The organism is Actinokineospora sp. PR83, from assembly GCF_021056305.1.
GTDB classification, from domain to species: Bacteria; Actinomycetota; Actinomycetes; order Mycobacteriales; family Pseudonocardiaceae; genus Actinokineospora; species Actinokineospora spheciospongiae.
Map to the genome: position 1 here is coordinate 121674 of NZ_JAJCXD010000024.1, position 20226 is coordinate 141899.

Genomic DNA, 20226 nt, shown 5'->3' on the forward strand with positions numbered 1-20226 from the left:
AGGTGGCGTTGTGACCGGTCACAACTCCGCGGCGGCCGAGTCGCTGGCCGCCCGGCTGCTCGCCGACCTGCCCGGGCTCGCGGCCACCGTCACCGGGCACCTGGCCGAGCGGCTGCCGGTCTACCGCAGGCTGCCCGCCGAGGAGATCGACGGGGACGTGCACCGGATCGTCAAGCAGATCATCGGCGGCTTCGCCCGTGGCCTGCGCACCGGGCGACCACCGGAACCGGCCCAGCTTGCGGCCATCCGGGCGTCGGCGGCCAAGCGCGCCGAGGAGGGGCTGCCGATCGACGCCGTCCTCAGCGCCTACCACCTCGGCGCCCAAGCCTGCGTCGACGCGCTGCTCCCCACCGCGGACCCGGAGGAGATGGCGGTCGTGCACCGGTCGCTGCTGGACTACCTGTGCGTGGCGGTGTCCGAGGTGGCCGCCGGGTACCTGGCGGAGCGGCAGGCACTCGTCGGCGAGGACAACACCCAGAACCAGACCATGCTCGCGGCGCTGCTCTCCGGTGCCGACCCGGAGGTCTCCGCCCGGCGCACCGGCATCCGCCTGCCCGCCGCGTACTTCGTCGTCTCCGCCGCCATCGACCCGCACCCCGACGAACTCGACCCCGGGGTGGACGCCGCCGTGGCGGGCCGCCGCAAGACCCGTCGCATCCGCGCCGAACTCGACCGCCGCTGCGCCCACCCGGCCCTGGCCCGCGTCTCCGCCGACGAGGGCCTGCTGCTGGTCCCGTACCCGGACGAACCCGACCCGTGGGCGTGGCTGGGCGTCCTCGTCGAGGCCCTGGGCAAGGCCGCGGGCGCCCCCGTCCTGGCCTGCGCCACGCACAGCGCCCCGGCCGAGGTGCCCGCCGCCGCCCGGCTCGCCGCCGAACTCCGCGAGGTCGCGGCCGCTTTCCACCGACCGCCCGGCCTCCACCGCCTCGACGACCTGCTCTTGGAGCACCAGCTGACCCGGCCCGGTCCCGCCCGCCGTCGGCTGGCCGCGCTGCTGACGCCGCTGCTCGACAAACCCGACCTGCTGCCCACCCTGCGCCTCTACCTGGCGACGAACCTCAACCGCCGCCAGACCGCGGGCAGGCTCCGGGTCCACCCGAACACCATCGACTACCGCATCCGCCGGATCGCGGAGTTGACGTCGCTCAACCCGACCCGGCACGAGGACCTGTTCAAGTTGACCGCCGCTCTCGCCGCCCACGCCGCTGAGGGCGACCACTGAGCCTGTTGTGCCCCGGGCAGGGGGTCGAGCACCGCGGATCGGGGTGGGCGAAACCGATCGCGTCGCCTACACCGGTCCCCGTGCCGTGGCGGATCGCGCACGACTGGGAGCTGTTCGCCGAACGCCTCGCGGACGCGTTCCGCGCACGAGGCGTACGGGATCACCAGCCCGGATGGGCTCCGGTACCGCGCGTGGCGCGAACCGCCAGGTGCGGGGGCCGCCGCCGCCGTGCGCTGCTGCTCCTCCGCACCCGCTGGAGGCCCCTGATACGAGCCCCGGTGACCGTCCAGTCGATGTCCAGAGGGTGACCATCCGCGGGTGGGAGGGTCGGGCATCGCCCAGATCGGGGCGTTCACGGGGTGGGCCCGGGCCCACCCCCGGACTGGAGGACTCCATGTTCGGCAAGAAGATCCGCCGGTTCGCGGTCATGGCACTGGCCACCGCCGCGGCCGTTCTGGGGACCGCGGTGCCCGCGTCGGCGTCCTGGACCGACGTGTACGGGCCCGCTTTCCCGCCCGGCGCCGTGTACTCCAACCACACCGTGTGCAACCAGGCCCGTGGCACCAACGGCTCCTGGAGCCGGTGGAAGTGCGCCCAGCAGACCGAGACCGGGTGGGACGGCAACGCCGACCCGTGGGTCTACGGCTCAGGCGGCAAGATCACCGCGCTGCGCTTCAAGCAGTGGGGGCTGCCGCTGCTGTGCGTGGACGCCCTGGTCGGCGGCCTCGGGTGGCGGGGGCAGCAATGCGGTGGCGAGGGCCAGGTGTTCGAGGTCGGCAGCCCGGACAACTCGCACTACATCCACGGGCTGAGCATCGCCAACTACCACCCCAGCGACCTCATCTCCTTCGAGGCCAAGCGGTCGGACAACTGGAACTGGCCGTCGCCGACCCTCATCGGACCCGAGTCCTGGTACCTGTTCGACCTCGGCGGCCCGATGAAGGGCTTCTGGGTCCTGTGAACCGCGCCCACCCCCTGCAGAGAGGCACGACATGATCGGCAAGAGGTTCCGCCGCGCCGCGGTCGTCGCGGCTGCGGTGCTCACCGCGGCCGTCGCGACCGCCGCGCCCGCGTCGGCGACCTGGTACGACCGCTACGGCCCCGACCGCCCCGCCGGTTCGGAGGGCCGGTCGCACGTGGTCTGCATCTCCGGTCGCGGCATCAACGGGGTGTGGACCGAGTGGCGGTGCGGCGACTACAACCCCTACGGCTACCACCCGGGTGCCAACCCGGCCATCAGCCCGTGGTACTACCAGCTCCAGGCGTTGCGCGTGAAGCAGTGGGGCCTGACCCAGCTCTGCATCGACGCCCTGGTCGGTGGCATCGGCTGGCGGGGTGCGGTGTGCGGTGGCGAGGGCCAGGTGTTCGAGGTCGGCAGTCCCGACTACCACCACGCGCTGAACGGGTTCAGCGTCGCCAACTACGACCCCACCGACACCCTGACGCACGTGGCCTACGTCGACAACGGCACCTCCGAGGGCGCCTTCGCGGGCTCGTGGACGATCCCGCCGAACTCGTGGCACCTGTTCGACCTGCACACGTCGATCTACCGCTACGGGCTCGTCTGACCGCCGGGGCCCGCCCGCCGTGCGCAGGCGGGCCCTGCCGCTCGTCCGGGGTCAGCCGCCGGTCTCGGACAACCGCAGGCGAGCGGTGTCCGCCAACGGGTTGCGCAGCCCGGTGAGGATGCCCAGGCTCTGCTCCCAGTTCGCCCGGGCGTCGGCGGTGTGGCCCAAGGCGTGCTCGTCGTCGCCCAGGCGCAGCAGGCTGTCGGCGACGCAGAACCGGTCGCCCGCTTCGCTGAACAGCTCGACCGCGCGCCGGTGGCACGCCCTGGCCCCCTCGTTGTCGCCGGTGGTGTGGCGGACGGTGCCCATCGCCAGCAGCGTGTCCGCCTCGCCGAAGCGGTATCCGAGCTGCCGCTGCAGGTGCAGGGCCCGCTCGTGGGCGGCCAGCGCCTCGACGTGCGCCCCGGTCTGCGACAGCAGGCTGCCGACCAGGCTCAGCGCCAGGGCTTGCCCGTTGTGCCCGGCCTCGACCAACAGCCCCAGGCCGGTCCTGGCGTCGTGCAGGGCCTCCTCGACGCGCCCCTGCTTGCGGCGCATCTGCGCGCCGTTGACCAGGGTCTGCCCGTAGGCGACCGGGTCGGCCGCCTCGTCGAGCAGCCGCAGCGCCGCGGCGAGGTGGTGCTCGCCGTCCGCCCAGCGCGCCAACCGCATGTGCGCGGTCACCAGCTCGCGGTGGCAGCGACCGCGCAGCCACGGGTCGCCCAGCCGGTCCGCCGCCGCCAGCGCGACCTCGCCCAGGGCGCGCATGCACTCCCACCTGCCGCGGCGGTCGAGCCAGAAGCGCTGGGCGACGGCCAGTTCGCACACGTGCCGGTCGCGACCCGCCGCTTCCGCGGTGCCGACCAGCGCCACCAGCGCCTCCTGCTCCACGGCGAACCAGGCGGTGGCCGCGGCGCGGTCGGTGAAGTCCAGCGGTTCCGACCCGGGCGCGGGGGCGGGCACCTCCCGGGTGTCGGTGTACGGGGAGAACGTGCGCGCCGCGGCGCGGGTCGAGTGCAGGTAGTGGTCCAGCAGCCGGTCCAGGGCCGCGGCGGCTGCCCGGGCGGGGAGTTCGGCTGCCCGCTCGCGGGCGTAGTCGTGCAGCAGGTCGTGCAGCCGGAACCGCCCGTGGCCGCGGTCGTCCACGAGCCTGGCGTCGGCGAGGGTGCGCAGGCAGCGGCGGGTCGCGGTCGTGGGTGTGCCCGCCAGTGCGGTGGCCGCCGCGAGGGGGAGTTCCGGGAGCGGGTGCAGGCCGAGCAGGTCGAGCAGACCCGCCGCGGGCTCCGCGACCGCCCGGTGGCTGGTCTCGAAGGCCACGCGGATGTCCGAGTGGGGCTCGCCGGTCGCGAGGGCGTCGAGGCTGCCCGCCTCGTCCAGGTCCGCGACCACGTCGCCCAGCGGTGTGGTCGTCGCCCGTGCCGCGGCCACCGCCAGCGCCAGCGGCAGCCCCGCGCAGGCGGCGATCACCCGTTCCGTGGCCTCGGGTTCGGCGGCCACGCGGGTGCTGCCCAGCCGCCCGGCGAGCATCTCGCGCGCCTCCGCCGGGGCGAGCAGGTCCACCGCGACTGCCCGCGCCCCGCCCACCAGCAGACCGGGCAGCCGGGACCGGCTGGTCACCACCGCGGCGCAGCCCGCCGTCCCGGGCAGCAGCGGGCGCACCTGGTCGGCGTCGCGGGCGTTGTCCAGCACCACCAGGACCCGCTTGCCCGCCAGCAGGCTGCGGAACAACCCCGTGCGGGCAGCCAGGTCCGACGAGGCCCCGGCGGGAACCCCCAGCACCTCGGTGAACCCGGCCAGCACGTCGGCGGGGTCCAGCGGCGCCCCCGGCCCGAACCCGCGCAGGTCCACGAACAGTTGCCCGTCCGGGAAGCGGTCCGCGACCCCGTGCGCCCAGTGCACCACCACCGTCGTCTTGCCCACGCCCGCCGTCCCGTCGACCACCGCGACCGGCACCCCGCGGTCGCCGTCGGCCACCACCGCGTCCAGCTCCGCGAGCACTTCGTCCCGGAGGACGAAGGACCCGCAGGCGGGTGGCAACTGCTTTGGCACCACGGCAACAACCCTGGCCGCGGCCGCGGGCCTGCCTGCGAGGACTTCGCTGTACGCGGCGGTCAGTTCCGGGCCGGGGTCCAGTCCCAGTTCCGCCGCCAGACCCTTGCGCACCCGGTGGAAGGCCGCGGCCGCCGCCGAGCGGTCGCCCGTGGCGTGGTGGGCGCGGATGAGCAGCGCGTGCAACGACTCGTCCAACGGGGCCTCGGCGGTGGCCCGCGACAGCAGCGGCACGGCGACCGCCGGTTCTCCCGCCGCGAGCGCGGCCTCACCGTGCGCCAGCACCGCTGACAACCACTCGCGGACCGCCGCCGTCACGGCGGGGTTGCCCGCCAGCGCGGCGAGCCCGCCGCCGGGTGGACCGGCCCAGAGCTCCAGCGCGCTGGTCAACCGGGCGGTTGCGGCGCGGTGCTCCCCTGCCCGGCACAGCGCCGCGCCGGAGGCGGCCAACCGCCGGAACTGTGCCAGGTCAAGGGCTTCGTCGGGCAGTCGCAGGGCGTACCCGTCGCCGCAGCGCACCAGGACCCGCGCGGGGGAACCCGGTTGCCGCGCGGGTTCGAGCACCCGGCGCAGGTGCTTGACGTGGGTGTGCACCACGTTCACCGCGCTGCGCGGGGACCGCTCACCCCACAGCGCCCCGATCAGCCCGTCCATCCCCAGGGGGCGCCCGTCGGCCAGGGCCAGCAACGTCAGCAGGGCCCGCCTGCCGGGTGACCCGATGTTCACCTCATCGGTACCGGACCACGCCCGCACCGCCCCCAGCACCTGAACGCGCACTGCGCCTCCGCTCCGCGAGGTCCCCCCGGTGTCTACCACACCGGGTGCGCGGGCTGGTTGTCCTCGCCACCGCGTCCAGAGAGCGTCCAGTGGTTGACCACCGCCGGTTGCGACGGTCGTCGACGGCCCGGCAGCGAGGGCGCCGGGGCGAGAGCGGAGGAAAGCTCATGGAACCACGCAGAAGCGGCTCGCGCCGCCTGATCACCACGCTGGTGGCCGTCGCGCTGGGGGTGATCGCGCTCGCCGCCCCTGCCTCGGCGACCGCCGAACCGAGCACGGCCCAGTTGTCCGCGGCCATCGACCGGGTGTGGCACGAGCGGGCCACCGACGCCGACCGGGCGCTGCTGGCCCGGGTGCCCGAGGTCGCCAAGCGGGTCGTCGACCCGGCGAAGACCACCGTGCAGTTCGAGCGGGGGTCCGGCAACCGGCCCACGGGCGAGCTGGGCACGCAGACCGCGCAGGACGAGTACAACTGGGCGTACGTCCGGGTGAACTACTACTCGACCCTGGGCTTCACGGTCTACAGCTACCGCCAGTACGTCGAGTGGTACTACAACTACAACGTCGTCACGGCCTGGAAGAACCGCTACGACATCGTCGACTACAACGACGGCACCGCGAACTTCGGCGCCTACCTGCAGAACTTCGCCAACCCGCCGGGCGGCACCGTCACCAGCTCGGTCATGCAGCGCCAGGTCCACCACTGCCTGGCAACCTACGGCTGCCCCGGCTGGAGCTACCCGTACACCCAGATCAACGTCTTCAGCAACGGCAACGCCACCTACTCCTCGTACGTCTGATCAGGACGGGCCGCACCCGCGCGCGGGGGCGGCCCGTTCCCTGAAGCAGATCCACGCCCCGCCCGCCGCGGCTGCCGTTCTCCCACCGGCCGTGCCTCCTTCCGCGACAGGATGACCCGCCCGGTCCTCTCGACCGCCCTCGGGTTGGGCGCGGCACCCGCTCAGCCGTGCCAGGAGCGCCACAGGGCGCCGTAGGCGCCGCCCGCGGCGACCAGTTCGTCGTGGGTGCCGATCTCGATGAGCCTGCCCGCGTCCATGACCGCGACGCGGTCGGCGTCGTGGGCGGTTTGCAGGCGGTGGGCGATGGCGATGACGGTCCGGCCGCGCAGGACCGCTGCCAGGGAGCGTTCGGTGGTGCGGGCGGTGGTGGGGTCGAGCAGGGCCGTCGCCTCGTCCAAGATGAGGGTGTGGGGGTCGGCGAGGACCACGCGGGCCAGGGAGAGCTGTTGGGCTTGGGCGCCGTCGAGGTGGGTGTCGGTGCCGATCACCGTGTCCAGGTCGTCCGGGAGGTCGGTGAGCCAGGTGGCGCCCACCGCCTTGAGGGCGGCGCGCAGGTCGTCGTCGTGGGCTCCGGGTTTGACCATCAGCAGGTTGTCGCGCACCGATTCGCGGAACACGTGGTGGTCCTGGGTGACCAGGACGACCTGTTCGCGCAGGGCGTCCGGGGGCAGGTCGACGATCGGGACGCCGCCGACGGTGACCGAGCCGGAGCGCGGTCTGTCCACTCCGGCCAGCAGCCTGCCCAAAGTGGACTTCCCGGCCCCGGAGGCGCCGACGACGGCGAGCCGTTCGCCCGGGTTCACCGAGAAGTCCACGTCGGTGAGGACGTCGCGTTCGCCGTCGTAGGCGTAGTGGACGGCGCGGACCTCGATCCGGTCGTCGGCCGGGGTCGGGGTGTCGCCGCGGGCGGTGCGGGGGATCTCCGCGAGACCCTCGACCCTGGCGTAGGAGGCCACCGCGCCCTGGAGCTGTTCGACCCAGACCATCAGCGTGTCCAGGGGTGACCCGAGCTGGCGCAGGTACACCGTGGCCGCGATGACCGTGCCCAGGCTGACCGCGCCCCCGACGTGCAGGGCGCCGCCGACCAGCAGCACGGCGACCAGCGGCAGCCGGTGGGACACGTCGAACGCCGGGAACAGGACGCTGCGCAGCCACAGCGTGCGCAACCGCGCCCGCCGCGCGTCGTCGATCGCGGCCTCCGCCGCCCGCTCCCGCTGCCGCCGCAGGCCCAGCGCCTCGATCGTGCGCGCCCCCTCGGCGGTGCTCGCCACCACGTCGGCCAGCCGGGCGCCGGTCGCGGCCTCGGCCAGGTACGCGGTCCGCGCGCGCCGCAAGTACCAGTTCAGGGCGCCGCCGATGCCGACCACGCTCAGCAGCCCGCAGGCGCCCAGCAGCGGGTCGAGCACCAGCACCGCCGCGATCAGGAACACCGCGTACACCAGGGCGACGAGGACCTCCGGCAGCGCTTGGCGCAGCACCGAGGCGACGGTGGCGGAGTCCGTGCTGCCCCTGGCGATCAGGTCGCCGGTCGCCACCCGCTCCACGGCCGAGGCGGGCAGGTCCAGCGTGCGCGCCAGGAACCGCTCGCGGATGCGCCCGGCGGTCCGCTCGCCGAACCGGTAGCTCAACGACAGGGCGGCCCGCGACAGCACCGTCTGCGCCACGGTGAACACCAGGATGACCAGGGCGAGCCGGTCCACGGTCCCGAGCACGTCCGAACCCGACCGCACCGCGTCGACGATCCGCCCCAGCAACCACGGCCCCACCAGCCCGGCCGCCGCCGCCAGGCTGTTGAGCACCAGCACACCGGCGACGGTCCGGCGGTCGGCGACGATCTCGCCCCACACCGCCGCCCGCACCCGGGCCCCACCCGCGATGGGCAGCGTCATGCTTCCCCGTCCTCGATCAGGCCCGTCTGCCGGGTCACCAGGTCGCGGTAGGCGGGGTGCTCGCGCATCAGCTCGTCGTGGGTGCCGGTCGCGGTGGCGTGGCCGTCGGTCAGGAATACGACCTCGTCGGCCTGGGCGAGGACCAGGGGAGAGGTCGTCGTGACCAGGGTGGTGCGGCCGTGTCGCGCCGTCCGCAGCCGGGTGGCCATCATCGCCTCGGTGTGGGCGTCGACGGCGGAGGTCGGTTCCACCGCCAGCAGCACGTCCGGTTCGGCGTAGACCGCCCGGGCCAGGCGCAGCCGTTGCCGTTGGCCGCCGGACAGGGTGCCCGCCCCGGGGGCCACCTCGGCGTCCAGCCCGGCGGGCAGGGCGTCCACGATGTCGTCGGCCACCGCCGCGCGCACCGCCGCCCGCACCCGCGCGTCGTCGGGTTCGCACCGGCCCGCGACCGCCTCGCGGATCGTCCCGGCGAAGAAGTCGGCGTCGTTGTCGGCCACCACCAGCCGTTCCCGCAGGCGGTCGGGTGCGATCGCGTCGATCCGGGTCCCGGACCAGGTGGCGTCCGTGTCGGTGAACCGGCCCAGCCGCTCCACCACCGCGACCGCCTCCGCCGGGCGGGCGCTGACCAGGGCGGTCATCCGCCCCGCGCGCAGCACCACCCCGGACGCCGGGTCGACGAGGGGACCGCAGCCCACGGGCGGCTCGACCGCGCCCGGGGTGGCGCGGTTGTCGGGCTCCAAGGCCAGCAACCGGATGATGCGCCGCGCGGCGACCACGGCCCTGGCCAGGTCCCCGCTGCCGTCGATGAAGAACGCCACCGGCACGACCAGCACCGCCACGTACCCGTACACCGCGACCAGGTCGCCGACGGAGATCGCGCCCCGCGCCGCCATCCGCGCGGCCAGCCACACCACCACCGCCAGGAACAGCGCGGGCAGCCCGTTCGCCAGCGCGCTCACCCAACTCGCCGGACCGCCGACCCGGTACCCCGACTCGGTCAGCCGCCGCGACCGCTCGTCGTACCGGTCGGCGTGCGCCTGCTTCCCGCCGAGCCCGTTGAGCACCCGCAACCCGCCCAGCACGTCCACCAACCGGCCGGTCAACTGTCCCTGCAATTCCCGGTAGCCCGCCCCGGTGCGCTCGATCCGCCGCAGCAGCGGCCCGATGACCAGCGCCAACAGCGGGACCCCGCCCAGCACCACCAGCGCCAGCAGCGGCGAGATGCCGAACATCACCACCGCCACCGCGGCGTAGGCCACGACCGCCCCGAACCCCGGCCCGGCGACGGTCAACGACTGGGCGACCACCGTGACGTCCGCGATCCCGATCGCCACCACCTCCCCGGCCCCCACCCGCCGCGACAGCGTGGCCCCCAGCCGGGCGCACTGGCGCACCGTCGCCCGCACCGTCCGGAACGAGGCGTCCATCCGGACCCGGGTCATCGTCCGGTGCCGGTAGACCGCCAGCACCGCGCTGAGCAGCCCCACCCCCAGCAACACCGCCGCCCAGCCCACCAGCGCCCCCGTGTCCCGGGGCACCAGCCCGTCGTCGACGGCCCGCGAGAGCACGTACGGCGGCACGGCCAGGCTGACCATCCACGCGCTGCTCAGCGCCATCGCCACCGCGATCCGCCCCGGCTGCGACCGCACCAGCCACCACAGGAACCGCCCCGGCCCGCTGATGTCCCCCGCCGTCGGCGGTGTGTGCTCCCCCGGCATGGCCCCACCCTACGCGGCGGCCGGGGAGCCGATCACGGCATCGGGCCACCGAAAGGCATGTCCACAGAGGAGCGTCACGGCTCGAAAGGGTGTGGATGACCCGGCTCGTCACCACGGCGCCGACTGTGGGCAGCGCGGGTCGACGTACCGGGGTGCGCCTGCGTTCGCGGCCTTCGTCGGTGTCCTCACCTGCGCGCTGATCCGGGTGGGCGAGGACGGCTGGACCACGCCGCGAACACGGCCTGGCAGCTCGGGTACGCGCCGGGCGCGGCGGTGTCAACCCCGGTGCGGACCTGAGCCCCGTCCGGCAGGGTGGTCCCCATGCCGGACACAGCCTTCACCCACCCCCGACTGGCCCGGGTCTACGACGCGGTCAACGGTGAGCGCGACGACCTCGACGCCTACCTCCGCATCGCCACCGAGGTCGAGGCCCGCCACGTCCTCGACCTCGGTTGCGGAACGGGCGCCCTCCCCCTCCTGCTGGCCGCCACCGGCCGCCGGGTCACCGCCGTGGACCCCGCCGAGGCGTCCCTGGGCGTGGCGCGGGCCAAACCCGCCCCCGGCCCGATCACCTGGCTGCACGGCGACGCCACCACCCTCCCGCCGCTGGCGGCCGACCTGGCCACCATGACCGGCAACACCGCCCAGGTCTTCCTCACCGACGACGCCTGGGCGGCCACGCTGCGCGGCGTCCACGGCGCCCTGCGCGCGGGCGGCCACCTGGCGTTCGAGACGCGGCGGCCGGAATATCGGGCGTGGGAGGAGTGGGACGGTCGCCGCGTCGTGGACGTCCCCGGGGTCGGCGCGGTCGAGGAGCGCAGGGAGGTGACGGAGGTGGCACTGCCCCTGGTGTCCTTCCGGACCACCTACACCTTCGCCTCGGACGGGCTGACCCTCCGCTCGGACTCCACACTCAGGTTCCGCGACCGGCCGGAGGTCGAGGAAACCCTGTCCGCCAACGGCTTCACCGTCCGGGACGTGCGGGACGCGCCGGACCGGCCCGGCCGGGAGTACCTGTTCCTGGCGCAGAAGACCGCCTGAGCCCGCATCCCCTGGTTGCTGGTGGGCGCCAAGGACACCCACCAGCAACACCGCGCTCAGGGCAGCCGCACCGACTGCCCGTGCCGGAACACGTTGGTCGGGTCCCACTTCGCCTTCACGAGCTGCAACCGCTGGTAGTTCCCCTTGTAGTACAGGGTGCTCCACGGCACGCCCGACTTGTTGTACGCCGGGTCCGACAGGTCGGTGTCCGGGTAGTTGACGTACGCGCCGTCGGTCCGGTCGTTGGGGACCGGGACGCCACCGGTGTCCGAGTAGACGTCGGCGTAGGAGTTCCTGACCCAGGCCAGGTTGGTGGCGTCCTCGGCGGGGGTGGACCAGAAGCTCTGGTAGAGGGCCTGGAAGGCCGCTGAGCGGTGCGCGGCGGCGGTGGCCTCCGAGGTGACCGCGTTGACCTGACCTCCGTAGGGGAGCAGGAGGACCATCGCGTTGGGGTTGGCGATGTCCGGCGTGGTGAGGTGGTCGTAGATCTTGGCCGCCTCCTCGTCGGTGAAGCCCTTGCGGTGGTAGGCCGACTTGTGGTCGGCGCGCAGGGTCGGGTTGGTCAGCACCGGCGAGTTCGTCGCCAGGTAGCGGACCGCGTGGAACCACGGCAGGCGCTGGGCGTTGACCAGTTGCGGCATCGGGCCGTACTCACCCGCGGTGCTGGTGATGGGCAGGACCTGGGTCGTCACCCCCGCCTGGAGTTCGGTGAGGAAGTCCGACAGCAAGCCGTCGGCGCCCGGGGCGTCGCCCTCCACCTGGACGAAGACCGACACGCTGCCGTTGGACCTGTGGTTGAGCGCCAGCGAGGCGGACAGGGCGACCGAGGGGGTCCCCGGGGCGCTGTTGCGCTCGTGCCAGGAGCCGAAGTTCCGCACGAGCCTGGTGAACCTCTCCAGGCTCAGGTCGGCCCACGGGAACGCCACGCCCTTGAGCAGCACCGTCGGCGGCGGCTTGGGCAGCGCGCGAGTCGGATCGGCGCCGTCGACACCGGGGGAGCGCAGCCAGTAGCGGGTGATGACGCCGAAGTTGCCACCCCCGCCACCGGTGTGCGCCCACCACAGCTCGCGGTTGGGGTCGTCGGGCTCGCGGGTGGCGACGACGGCGCGCGCCTTGCCCGCGCGGTCGACGGTCACCACCTCCACCGCGTACAGGTGGTCGACAGTCAGACCGTGCCTGCGCGACAGCGGGCCGTCGCCACCGCCGCAGATGTGGCCCCCCGCGCCGACCGAGTAGCACCGACCGCCGGGCAACGTGACGCCGAACCGCTTGTACAGGGTCTCGTAGAGGTCCAGCAGCTTGACGCCCGGTTGCACAGCGAACGCTCGCATGGCCGGGTCGTAACCCGCATCGTCCAATTCGGACAGGTCGATCACGACGCGCACGTCCGGGTTGCTGACGAAGTCCTCGTAGCAGTGCCCGCCGCTGCGCACCGCGACGCGGCGCCCCGACAGGACCGCGGCCTGCACCGCGTCGACCACCTGCGCGGTCGTGCGCGCCAGGACGATGTAGTCGGGCGACCCGACCCAGCGCTGGTTGTCCCCGGTGACCAGTTCGTCGTACCGGGGGTCGCCCGGCTTGATCGTCACCGGCGGAAAGTCCCCGCCGGTGTGCTCCGCCGCGTTCTCGGCGACCTCTAGGTCCATTGTCCTCTCCCCACTTGGTACCGCTGAACACGCCCGCGGGCACGGTGGAAGAGCGGTGCTGCGGGTGCGTTCGGACGCGCAACAGAAGCCGTTCACCCACAACGGTGAACTTTGTACCTTCCCGCAAAATCCCCCGGGTCGGCGTCCCCATCCGCGCCGACGTGTTCGCTTGTGCGCCCGCGAGGTTACACAAAAACGCTCGGGGGGTTTCGGGGATTGATCCGTCGCGTGGTGCGGGTTTCGGACACGCCGCGCCAGTGATCGCCGACACCTGAGATCGCGGTGAGGGTCGCTCGGCATGCGATATAGTCGATCGCACTGGGGTTCGACTTCGCGCGTCCGTGTGCGGACGGCTGGTTCAGCCCTGGAAATGGCCTGCGGACTGGGGGGAACGCGGTACGGGGGTGTCGGCGTCGGTCGTCCCGGCTGAACCCCGCATCAGAACCCCACCGCACGCATGGCGAGGCCTGAGGGGGAGTCGTGTCACGAGCGGGACGAGGCGGGCGCGCGCAGGAAATCGCGCAGAGCAGGCGGGGAGAACGAGATGACCGGGTCATGATGTCCCGCGTCGGCTTGCGCTTCCCGCCCGGTTTGACCTACGAAACCTGGGAACGCGCCGGTGTCCAGCTCGCGGGTGTCCTCGACTCCTCCGCGTGGTGCTTGGGCGACTGGCTGGTCTGCGGCCAAGAGAACTACGCTGACCGCTACACCCGCGCGATCGAGGTCGCCGGGCTCGACTACCAGACACTGCGCAACTACGCCTGGGTCACCCGCCGGTTCCCGTTCGACCGGCGGCGCGCGGAGCTGAGCTTCCAGCACCACGCCGAGGTCGCGTCGCTGGACGTCGAGGACCAGGACGAGTGGTTGCGTCGCGCCGAGGACGGCGGGTGGTCGCGCAACGAACTGCGCCGCAGGCTGCGCACGACACGTGAGGAAGCGAAGGCGGTGGCTGCGTCGACCCTGATGCCCAGGGTCCCGGTCGCGCGCGAGCGCATGGAGCGGTGGCGGGCAGCCGCGCTGCGCTCCGAGGAGCACTTGGAGCGCTGGATGGTGCTCATGCTCGACCGCGCCGCCGAGGACGCGCTGGGCACCGAACCGCCCGGGCGCGACCAGCACCGAGCCGCGGGGGCCGACGGGGGGCGCGGTCGCCCGGTGGTTCCCGTCCAACAAAAACCGAAACCTGGTGGAGGACAGAGCTGATGACGACAAGCACACCCCGCGTGGCCGTGGTGACCGGGGCCGGTCGGGGGATCGGGCTCGCGGTCGTGCGCGCGCTCGTAGAGGACGGCTGGACCGTCGTCGCGGGCAGCCGCACGGTCACGGAGGCGCTTGATGAGCTGGCCGCCGACGCGGTCGAGGTCGACCTGGGCCTGCCGGAGGAGCCCGCGCGCCTCATCCGGCACGCCATCGACCGGCACGGTGGGGTGGACCTGCTGGTGAACAACGTGGCGGGCACCTCGACCCCGCCCGGCGGGTTCCTCCAGCTCGACGACGAGGCGTGGCTGCACACGGTCAACCTCACCCTGCTCTCGAACATCCGCGCCACCCGCGCGGCGCTGCCCAGCCTGCTCGATCGGCGCGGCGCGATCATCAACATCAGCTCGGTCAACGGCAAGGTCCCGCAGCCGAGGCTGGTGGCGCAGTCGGCGGTCAAGGCGGCGGTGTCGAACCTGGGCAAGGCGCTCGCCGAGGAGTTCGGCGGTCAGGGCCTGCGGGTCAACACGATCTCCCCGGGGCCGACCTGGACCGACCTGTGGTCCTCGCCGCACGGTCCCGGCGCGCAGTTGGCCCAGCGCGCGGGTTCGACGCTGGAGGAGTTCAAGGACAAGATCCCGGCCGCGATCGGGCTCAGCACCGGCGAGTTCGCCGCACCGGAGGAGATCGCCGCGCTGGTGGTGTTCCTGGCCTCGCGCAAGGTGCCCAACATGAGCGGCGCGGACATCGTCGTCGACGGCGGCATGACCAAGACGTTCTGACGCGGGACCGCCCGCCCCGGGGGACCGGGGCGGGCGGTGCGCCTCACCCGTAGACGGCCAGGCCCAGCCGCGGCTCGGTCACCACGTAGAGGCCCTTGGCGCCCTCGGGTGCGGGCCCGGCCGTGCGCTGCAACGCGGTGTCGAAGAACTGCGCCCGCGCGCCCGCCGTCTCCGGGTCGTCGGCTGTCGGCTCGTTCGGGTCCGCCTTGCCCCACCGCTCCCCGGACGAGGAACGCCAGTTCCAGCCCTCCCACTCCGACATCGCCCTGCCGGTGGTTTCCACCGCCAGGTCCAGCGCGGCCTGCGAGTCCCGCAGGTCCTCGATGCCGGACACGATCTCCACGAACGACTGCTTGAGCTCCTCGGCGCTGCAATCGCGCAGCGTCAACCGCTGCGCCTCCCAGAAGTAAGAGTCCTTGCCCTTGTTCTGCTGGTACAGGTTGGACACGACCACCAGCAGCCGCAGGTAGGCCTGCCGGTAGGACCGCTCGTAGAGGGCTTGGGCCTCAGCCTCGGCGAACTCGCCGCGGGTCACGCTGGCCAGGCTGGCCGCGGCCAGCATCGCGCTGTACATGGCCAGGTGCACGCCGGTCGACAGCAGCGGGTCCAGGAAGCAGGCGGCGTCGCCGACGAGGAAGTAGCCCGGCCCGGCGAAGCGCTCCGAGGTGTAGGAGTAGTCCTTCTCGGTGCGCAGGTCGGTCACCAGTTCCGCCGTGGCCAACAGGTCGCCGAGCAGCCCGCTCTCGGCGATGGCGGCGTGGTAGAGCTCCTCGGAGGTCGCGCCCGCCTGCCGCTTCTCGTTGAACACGTCCCGGTGGGTGACCAGCCCGACGCTGAACCTCCCGCCTGCCAGCGGGATGCCCCACAGCCAGCCGTCCTCGACCGAGCCGATCGCGATCGCCCCGTCCGGGCCCTGCGCGAGCGGCTTTGCGCGCTCCCAGTAGCCCCACACGGCGATGTTCCGGAACACGTCGTGGTAGCGCCTGCCGCGCAGGTGCCGGGTGTTGAGCAGACCCGCCCGGCCGGAGGCGTCGATGACGTGGTCGAAGTGGGTGACCTGCTCCTCGGTCGACCCGTCGAGCGTCCACACCGCCGAGGTGGGCCGCTCACCGTCGAAGCCGAGCCGCTTGACCTCGGCGCCCTCGACAACCCGTACGCCGAGTTCGCGGGCGTGGTCGAGCAGCAGCTTGTCGAAGGTCGAGCGGTCCACCTGGAACGAGTAGCGCCGCTCCTCGGCCGAGGCTCCGAAGGTGACGTCCCAGTTCTCGCCGCCCCAGTCGAAGTAGGCGCCCCACTTCTCCTGGAAGCCGTGCGCGTCGACCTTTTCGCGCACCCCGAGCAGCTCCAGGATCGGCAGGCAGGACGGCAGCAGCGACTCGCCGATGTGGTAGCGCGGGAAGTGCTGCTTCTCCAACAGCGTCACCGAGAGGCCCTCGCGGGCCAGCAGGCCCGCCGCGGTGGCGCCCCCGGGGCCGCCGCCGATCACCAGCACCTGGGTGGGATTTGCCACGATTCACTCCATTCCGGGGCCGCGCGCCGGCCACCGATGGGGATTGTGCCGCTGACGAATGCGGAAATGGCTGGGCGGCAGGCGGGTCGCCCGGCACCCCAGCACCCCGGTACTTTATGGGTGATCAGCTCTGAGTTCAACGAAATCGGCTTCGGTCGGACGCTTTGTCCCGCCGGCGGGACAGTCGAGCGGAAAAGCCTGGGCGCTGTCGGCCGGTTCTGCTAGCGTTCCCGTCGAATCCCCAGCGACCTTTTCGCAGCCCGGACGTGAAATGTCCCCAATGGCTGCGCGCGCGACGTCGGGCGGAACGCGATCACCACCGGAGGCCCTGGTGCGCACAGAAATGCCGGTCTTGCCCGCACAGGCAACCGACCAACAACCCGTGTGGCCCGACGCCGGGCGCGCGCTGCTGGTGCGGCGCGAGCTGGCGGCCAAGCCGCCACTGGTGCGGGCCGACGACGTTCGCGCGCTGCGGTCCCTGCTCGCGGACGTGGCCGCGGGCGAGGCGCACGTGCTGCAGGCGGGCGACTGCGCCGAGGACCCGGCCGACCGCGGCCCGGCCGCCGTCGCCGGGAAGGTGGTGCTGCTCGACCTGCTGGCGGGCGAGCTGGAGCGCACCACGGGCACCCCCGTGGTGCGCGTCGGCCGGATCGCGGGGCAGTACGCCAAGCCGCGCTCGCGGGCCACCGAGTCGGTCGGCGGGGTGGAGCTGCCGGTCTACCGGGGGCACCTGGTGAACGGCCCCGAGCCCGACCCGGCGAGCCGCAGACCCGACCCGCGACGCCTGCTGAGCTGCTACGACGCCGCGAGCACCGTGCTGGGCCTGCTGCGCGGCACCGGCGTCTGGTCCAGCCACGAGGCCCTGCTGCTCGACTACGAGGAGCCGCTGCTGCGCCGCGACGGGCCGGAGCGGGTCCTCACCTCCACGCACTGGCCGTGGATCGGCAACCGCACCAACCGGGCGGGCGGCAGGCACGCCGGGATGCTCGCCGGGGTGGCGAACCCGGTGGCGGCCAAGGTGGGTCCCGGCGTCGCCGTGGCCGATCTGCTCGCGCTGTGCGCGCGGCTCGACCCCCACCGCGAACCGGGCAGGCTGACCTTCGTCGCGCGGATGGGCGCGGACGCGGTCGCCGCGCGGCTGCCGCCGCTGGTGACCGCCGTCCGCGCGGCCGGGCACCCGGTCATCTGGCTCACCGACCCGCTGCACGGCAACACCGTCGCCACCCCCGACGGGCGCAAGACCCGGGTGCTGACGACCGTCGTCCGGGAGGTCGTCGCTTTCCAGGAGGCAGTCGCCGCGGGCGGCGGGGTGGCGGGCGGGCTGCACCTGGAGACCACCCCGGACCCGGTCACCGAATGCGCCGCCGACGAGTCCGGGATCGATTCTCGCGGCGACGGGTACACGAGTTTGTGCGACCCCCGGTTGAACCCTGAGCAGGCGATCGAGGTGGTTTCCGCGTGGCGGGCCTTGCCGGGCACCGCGAAGAGCCCCTAGGATCGGGTGGCGGGCATTGGAAATGCCGTCGCCCGGGTCGCCCGATCGGAGAGACCCGATTGATCTTCCTTTCTCCTGACATGCAGTGTTGCGCGCAAGGAATTCAACGCCGCATTTCATCTCCTCCCTGTCGCCGTTTCCCGGAATCGAGGTCGCTGGGCATGGGCAGTACAGACGCACCGCGCTACGCGGAGCTGGACGTCGGGTTCACGGGCGACCCGCTGGCGCTCGTCGCCCGGCTGGCCGGGTCCGGGCCGCACGAGGACTTCGTCGTCTACGAGGACGGCGGGACCTGGAGCTACGCGGGCGGCGCGCTCGCCGAGGTCCGGCTCGACCGGCACGGGGCCACCCTCGACGGAGCCGCCACCGCGCGGCTGCCCTGGGACGGCGACCCGCTGGGCCAGGTTCGCGCGTTGCTGGCGCGGGTGCCGGTGCCGGGATGGCGGGCCTACGGCACCGCCGCGTTCGAGCTGTCCTACGCCAAGGGCGGCGACCGCGCGCACCTGGACGACGAGACCCTGCTGCACCTCGTCGTCCCGGTCAGCGAGGTGCGGCTGTCAGCGGGGCGCGCGCACGTGCGCTGCGCCGACCAGACCGCCCTGGCCGCGCTGCTGGACCTGCTCGCCGCCCCCGACGCCCCCCGGGTTCAGGACCCGGTGGCGCTGGACGTGCGGCAGGTCGGCCGGGAGCGGTACTGCGCGTCGGTCGCCGCCGCGGTCGGCGAGATCGCCGAGGACCGGTTGCAGAAGGTCATCCTGTCCCGGCTGGTCGAGGTCGACCGGGGCGTTGACCTGGTCGGCACCTACGTGCTCGGCAGGCGCGGAAACACCCCCGCGCGCTCGTTCCTGCTGCGGCTGGGCGCGCTGGAGGCCGCCGGGTTCAGCCCGGAGATCGTCGTCAGCGTCACCGCCGACGGCGTGGTCGCCAGCCAGCCGCTGGCGGGCACCCGCGCGCTCACCCCGGACCCGGCCGCCAACCAGCGGCTGGGGGAGGAACTGCTGGCCTCGCAGAAGGAGGTCTACGAGCACGCCATCTCGGTCAAGGTCGGCAACGACGAGTTGCTCACCGTGTGCGAGCCCGGCTCGGTCACCGTCCGCGGCCTGATGAGCCTGGAGCAGCGCGGCAGCGTGCAGCACCTGGCCTCCCGGGTCACCGGCAGACTGGTGTCCGGTGCCGACGCCTGGGACGCCTTCGCCGCGGTCTTCCCCGCGGTGACTGCCTCCGGCGTGCCCAAGGAGGCCGCCTACGACGCCATCCGCAGGCACGAGCCAGAACCGCGCGGCCTCTACGGCGGGGCGGTGCTCACCGTCGACGAGTCCGGTGCGCTCGACGCCGCGCTCGTGCTGCGCACCGTCTACCGCGCCCGCGGGCGCACCTGGCTGCGCGCAGGCGCGGGCATAGTCGGTCAATCCGAGCCCGCCCGCGAGTTCGAGGAGACCTGTGAGAAGCTCGACAGCGTCGCGCGGTTCCTGGTGCCTGCGCAGGTCCCGGTACGGGTGCGCGCATGAGGACCGATGGCATCCACCTCGCGGGCCTGGGCACTGTTGTGCCTGAGCGGGTCAGCACCGAGCACGCGGTCGAGCGCGGCTGGTACGACGCGGCGGCGCGCGAGGCCTCGGGAATCCTCTCGGTCTCGGTGGCGGGCAACCGGCCCGCGCCGGACATGGCGGTGGAGGCGGTCGGGACCGCGTTGCGCGGCTGCGCGCACCACACCGACGACTTCGGCGTGCTGCTGCACAGCCACGCCCACCACCAGGGCCCGGACGCGTGGTCTCCCGCGCATTACATCCTCAACAACACCCTCGACCGGCCGGTGCCCGCGATCGAGGTGCGCCAGGGCTGCCTGGGCGGGCTGGCCGCGCTGGAGCTGGCCGTGACCCGGCTGGTGGCCAACCCGAGCCACCCGGCCGCGCTGGTCACCGCCGCCGACAACTTCTCCGTCCCGCTCGTCGACCGCTGGCGCACGTCCTCGGCGTTCCTGCTGGCCGACTCGGCCGCGGCGGTGGCCGTGTCGCGCACCGGTGGGTTCGCCCGGCTGCTGGCCATCGGCTCGGTGTCCGACGCCAGGATGGAGGTGCTCGACCGGGGCGGCGACCCGCTGTTCCCGCCCGGGGTGACCCTGGGGGTCCCGCTGGACTTCGACCGGCGCCGCGAGCACGTGCGCCGGTTGTGGGCGCGCGGCGTGGCCCCGCCCATCGGCTACTTCGGCGACAAGATCACCGAGGTGGTGGACGCCGTGCTGGAGGACGCAGGCATCACCCTCGACGAGGTCGCCAGGGTGGCCCACCCCGGCTTCGGCTGGGAATCGCTGGACGCGATGTTCCTGGCGCCGCTGGGCATCGACGCCGACCGCGGCGTGTGGGAGCACATTCGGCGCATCGGCCACGCCGGGGTCACCGAGGTGTTCCTCGGCCTGGACCACCTGTGGCGTTCCGGCCAGGTCGGCCCCGGTGACCACGTGCTGCTGGTGTCCTCCGGTGCGGGCGCGTCGATGGGCGCCGCCGTCGTGCGGATCCTCACCGCGCCCCCCGAGGTGGTCTGACGTGCTGGACGGCT

The 20226-nt window shown here is 73.4% G+C and carries 15 protein-coding genes; 10 read left to right on the forward strand and 5 right to left on the reverse strand.

Annotated elements, in window-relative coordinates; genetic code table 11:
• The first annotated feature begins 10 nt into the window (after positions 1-10).
• From L6E12_RS35335 to L6E12_RS08065, 3 genes are all read left to right on the forward strand, one after another.
• Positions 11-1222, forward strand: coding sequence for a CdaR family transcriptional regulator (locus L6E12_RS35335; RefSeq protein ID WP_236227250.1), 1212 nt, complete (start codon positions 11-13; stop codon positions 1220-1222).
• A gap of 394 nt (positions 1223-1616) precedes the next feature.
• Positions 1617-2183, forward strand: a complete 567-nt coding sequence (locus tag L6E12_RS08060) for a hypothetical protein (protein ID WP_236227251.1) — start codon at positions 1617-1619, stop codon at positions 2181-2183.
• A 31-nt stretch (positions 2184-2214) separates the two neighbouring features.
• Positions 2215-2790, forward strand: a complete 576-nt coding sequence (locus L6E12_RS08065) for a hypothetical protein (protein WP_236227252.1) — start codon at positions 2215-2217, stop codon at positions 2788-2790.
• Between the two features lie 51 nt (positions 2791-2841).
• Here L6E12_RS08065 and L6E12_RS08070 read toward each other — a convergent pair whose 3' ends face one another.
• Positions 2842-5595, reverse strand: a complete 2754-nt coding sequence (locus tag L6E12_RS08070) for a BTAD domain-containing putative transcriptional regulator (RefSeq protein WP_236227253.1) — start codon at positions 5593-5595, stop codon at positions 2842-2844.
• 167 nt (positions 5596-5762) lie between these two features.
• Between L6E12_RS08070 and L6E12_RS08075 the strand changes: the two genes are divergently transcribed.
• Positions 5763-6395 carry a hypothetical protein gene (locus L6E12_RS08075; RefSeq protein WP_236227254.1) on the forward strand — a complete coding sequence of 211 codons (633 nt, stop codon included), beginning with the start codon at positions 5763-5765 and terminating at the stop codon, positions 6393-6395.
• Between the two features lie 161 nt (positions 6396-6556).
• On the opposite strand, the gene L6E12_RS08080 is transcribed toward L6E12_RS08075, so the two are convergent.
• On the reverse strand, positions 6557-8284 hold the full coding sequence (locus tag L6E12_RS08080) for an ABC transporter ATP-binding protein (protein WP_236227255.1): 1728 nt from the start codon (positions 8282-8284) through the stop codon (positions 6557-6559).
• Positions 8281-10002, reverse strand: coding sequence for an ABC transporter ATP-binding protein (locus L6E12_RS08085; protein ID WP_236227256.1), 1722 nt, complete (start codon positions 10000-10002; stop codon positions 8281-8283). Before L6E12_RS08085 ends, L6E12_RS08080 begins: the two co-directional genes overlap by 4 nt.
• A gap of 321 nt (positions 10003-10323) precedes the next feature.
• Between L6E12_RS08085 and L6E12_RS08090 the strand changes: the two genes are divergently transcribed.
• Positions 10324-11043 (forward strand): class I SAM-dependent methyltransferase, encoded by a 720-nt coding sequence (locus tag L6E12_RS08090; RefSeq protein WP_236227257.1) that lies wholly within the window; start codon positions 10324-10326, stop codon positions 11041-11043.
• 56 nt (positions 11044-11099) lie between these two features.
• Here L6E12_RS08090 and L6E12_RS08095 read toward each other — a convergent pair whose 3' ends face one another.
• Positions 11100-12689 carry an FAD-dependent oxidoreductase gene (locus L6E12_RS08095; protein WP_236227258.1) on the reverse strand — a complete coding sequence of 530 codons (1590 nt, stop codon included), beginning with the start codon at positions 12687-12689 and terminating at the stop codon, positions 11100-11102.
• Between the two features lie 558 nt (positions 12690-13247).
• Between L6E12_RS08095 and L6E12_RS08100 the strand changes: the two genes are divergently transcribed.
• Positions 13248-13889 (forward strand): LmbU family transcriptional regulator, encoded by a 642-nt coding sequence (locus L6E12_RS08100; RefSeq protein WP_255683102.1) that lies wholly within the window; start codon positions 13248-13250, stop codon positions 13887-13889.
• Positions 13889-14665, forward strand: coding sequence for an SDR family NAD(P)-dependent oxidoreductase (locus L6E12_RS08105; protein WP_236227260.1), 777 nt, complete (start codon positions 13889-13891; stop codon positions 14663-14665). Before L6E12_RS08100 ends, L6E12_RS08105 begins: the two co-directional genes overlap by 1 nt.
• A gap of 43 nt (positions 14666-14708) precedes the next feature.
• Here L6E12_RS08105 and L6E12_RS08110 read toward each other — a convergent pair whose 3' ends face one another.
• The gene (locus tag L6E12_RS08110) at positions 14709-16175 is read right to left on the reverse strand and encodes an NAD(P)/FAD-dependent oxidoreductase (RefSeq protein WP_236227261.1); all 1467 of its coding nucleotides are present in this window, start codon (positions 16173-16175) and stop codon (positions 14709-14711) included.
• A gap of 352 nt (positions 16176-16527) precedes the next feature.
• On the opposite strand from L6E12_RS08110, the gene L6E12_RS08115 reads away from it, so the two are divergent.
• The 3 genes from L6E12_RS08115 to L6E12_RS08125 all read left to right on the forward strand — a co-directional run bounded on the left by L6E12_RS08115 (position 16528) and on the right by L6E12_RS08125 (position 20212).
• Positions 16528-17670, forward strand: coding sequence for a 3-deoxy-7-phosphoheptulonate synthase (locus L6E12_RS08115; protein ID WP_374201849.1), 1143 nt, complete (start codon positions 16528-16530; stop codon positions 17668-17670).
• A gap of 161 nt (positions 17671-17831) precedes the next feature.
• Positions 17832-19178: a salicylate synthase gene (locus L6E12_RS08120; protein ID WP_236227262.1), complete on the forward strand. Its 1347-nt coding sequence runs from the start codon at positions 17832-17834 to the stop codon at positions 19176-19178.
• Positions 19175-20212 carry a ketoacyl-ACP synthase III family protein gene (locus tag L6E12_RS08125; protein WP_236227263.1) on the forward strand — a complete coding sequence of 346 codons (1038 nt, stop codon included), beginning with the start codon at positions 19175-19177 and terminating at the stop codon, positions 20210-20212. Before L6E12_RS08120 ends, L6E12_RS08125 begins: the two co-directional genes overlap by 4 nt.
• Positions 20213-20226: the final 14 nt, after the last annotated feature.

Bases quoted from the DNA above. Each gene is read 5' to 3' on its own strand.
- L6E12_RS08060 (WP_236227251.1), top strand. From the start codon at position 1,617: ATGTTCGGCAAGAAGATCCGCCGGTTCGCGGTCATGGCACTGGCCACC.
- L6E12_RS08065 (WP_236227252.1), top strand. From the start codon at position 2,215: ATGATCGGCAAGAGGTTCCGCCGCGCCGCGGTCGTCGCGGCTGCGGTG.
- L6E12_RS08075 (WP_236227254.1), top strand. From the start codon at position 5,763: ATGGAACCACGCAGAAGCGGCTCGCGCCGCCTGATCACCACGCTGGTG.
- L6E12_RS08080 (WP_236227255.1), bottom strand. From the start codon at position 8,284: ATGACGCTGCCCATCGCGGGTGGGGCCCGGGTGCGGGCGGCGGTGTGG.
- L6E12_RS08085 (WP_236227256.1), bottom strand. From the start codon at position 10,002: ATGCCGGGGGAGCACACACCGCCGACGGCGGGGGACATCAGCGGGCCG.
- L6E12_RS08090 (WP_236227257.1), top strand. From the start codon at position 10,324: ATGCCGGACACAGCCTTCACCCACCCCCGACTGGCCCGGGTCTACGAC.
- L6E12_RS08095 (WP_236227258.1), bottom strand. From the start codon at position 12,689: ATGGACCTAGAGGTCGCCGAGAACGCGGCGGAGCACACCGGCGGGGAC.
- L6E12_RS08100 (WP_255683102.1), top strand. From the start codon at position 13,248: ATGTCCCGCGTCGGCTTGCGCTTCCCGCCCGGTTTGACCTACGAAACC.
- L6E12_RS08105 (WP_236227260.1), top strand. From the start codon at position 13,889: ATGACGACAAGCACACCCCGCGTGGCCGTGGTGACCGGGGCCGGTCGG.
- L6E12_RS08120 (WP_236227262.1), top strand. From the start codon at position 17,832: ATGGGCAGTACAGACGCACCGCGCTACGCGGAGCTGGACGTCGGGTTC.
- L6E12_RS08125 (WP_236227263.1), top strand. From the start codon at position 19,175: ATGAGGACCGATGGCATCCACCTCGCGGGCCTGGGCACTGTTGTGCCT.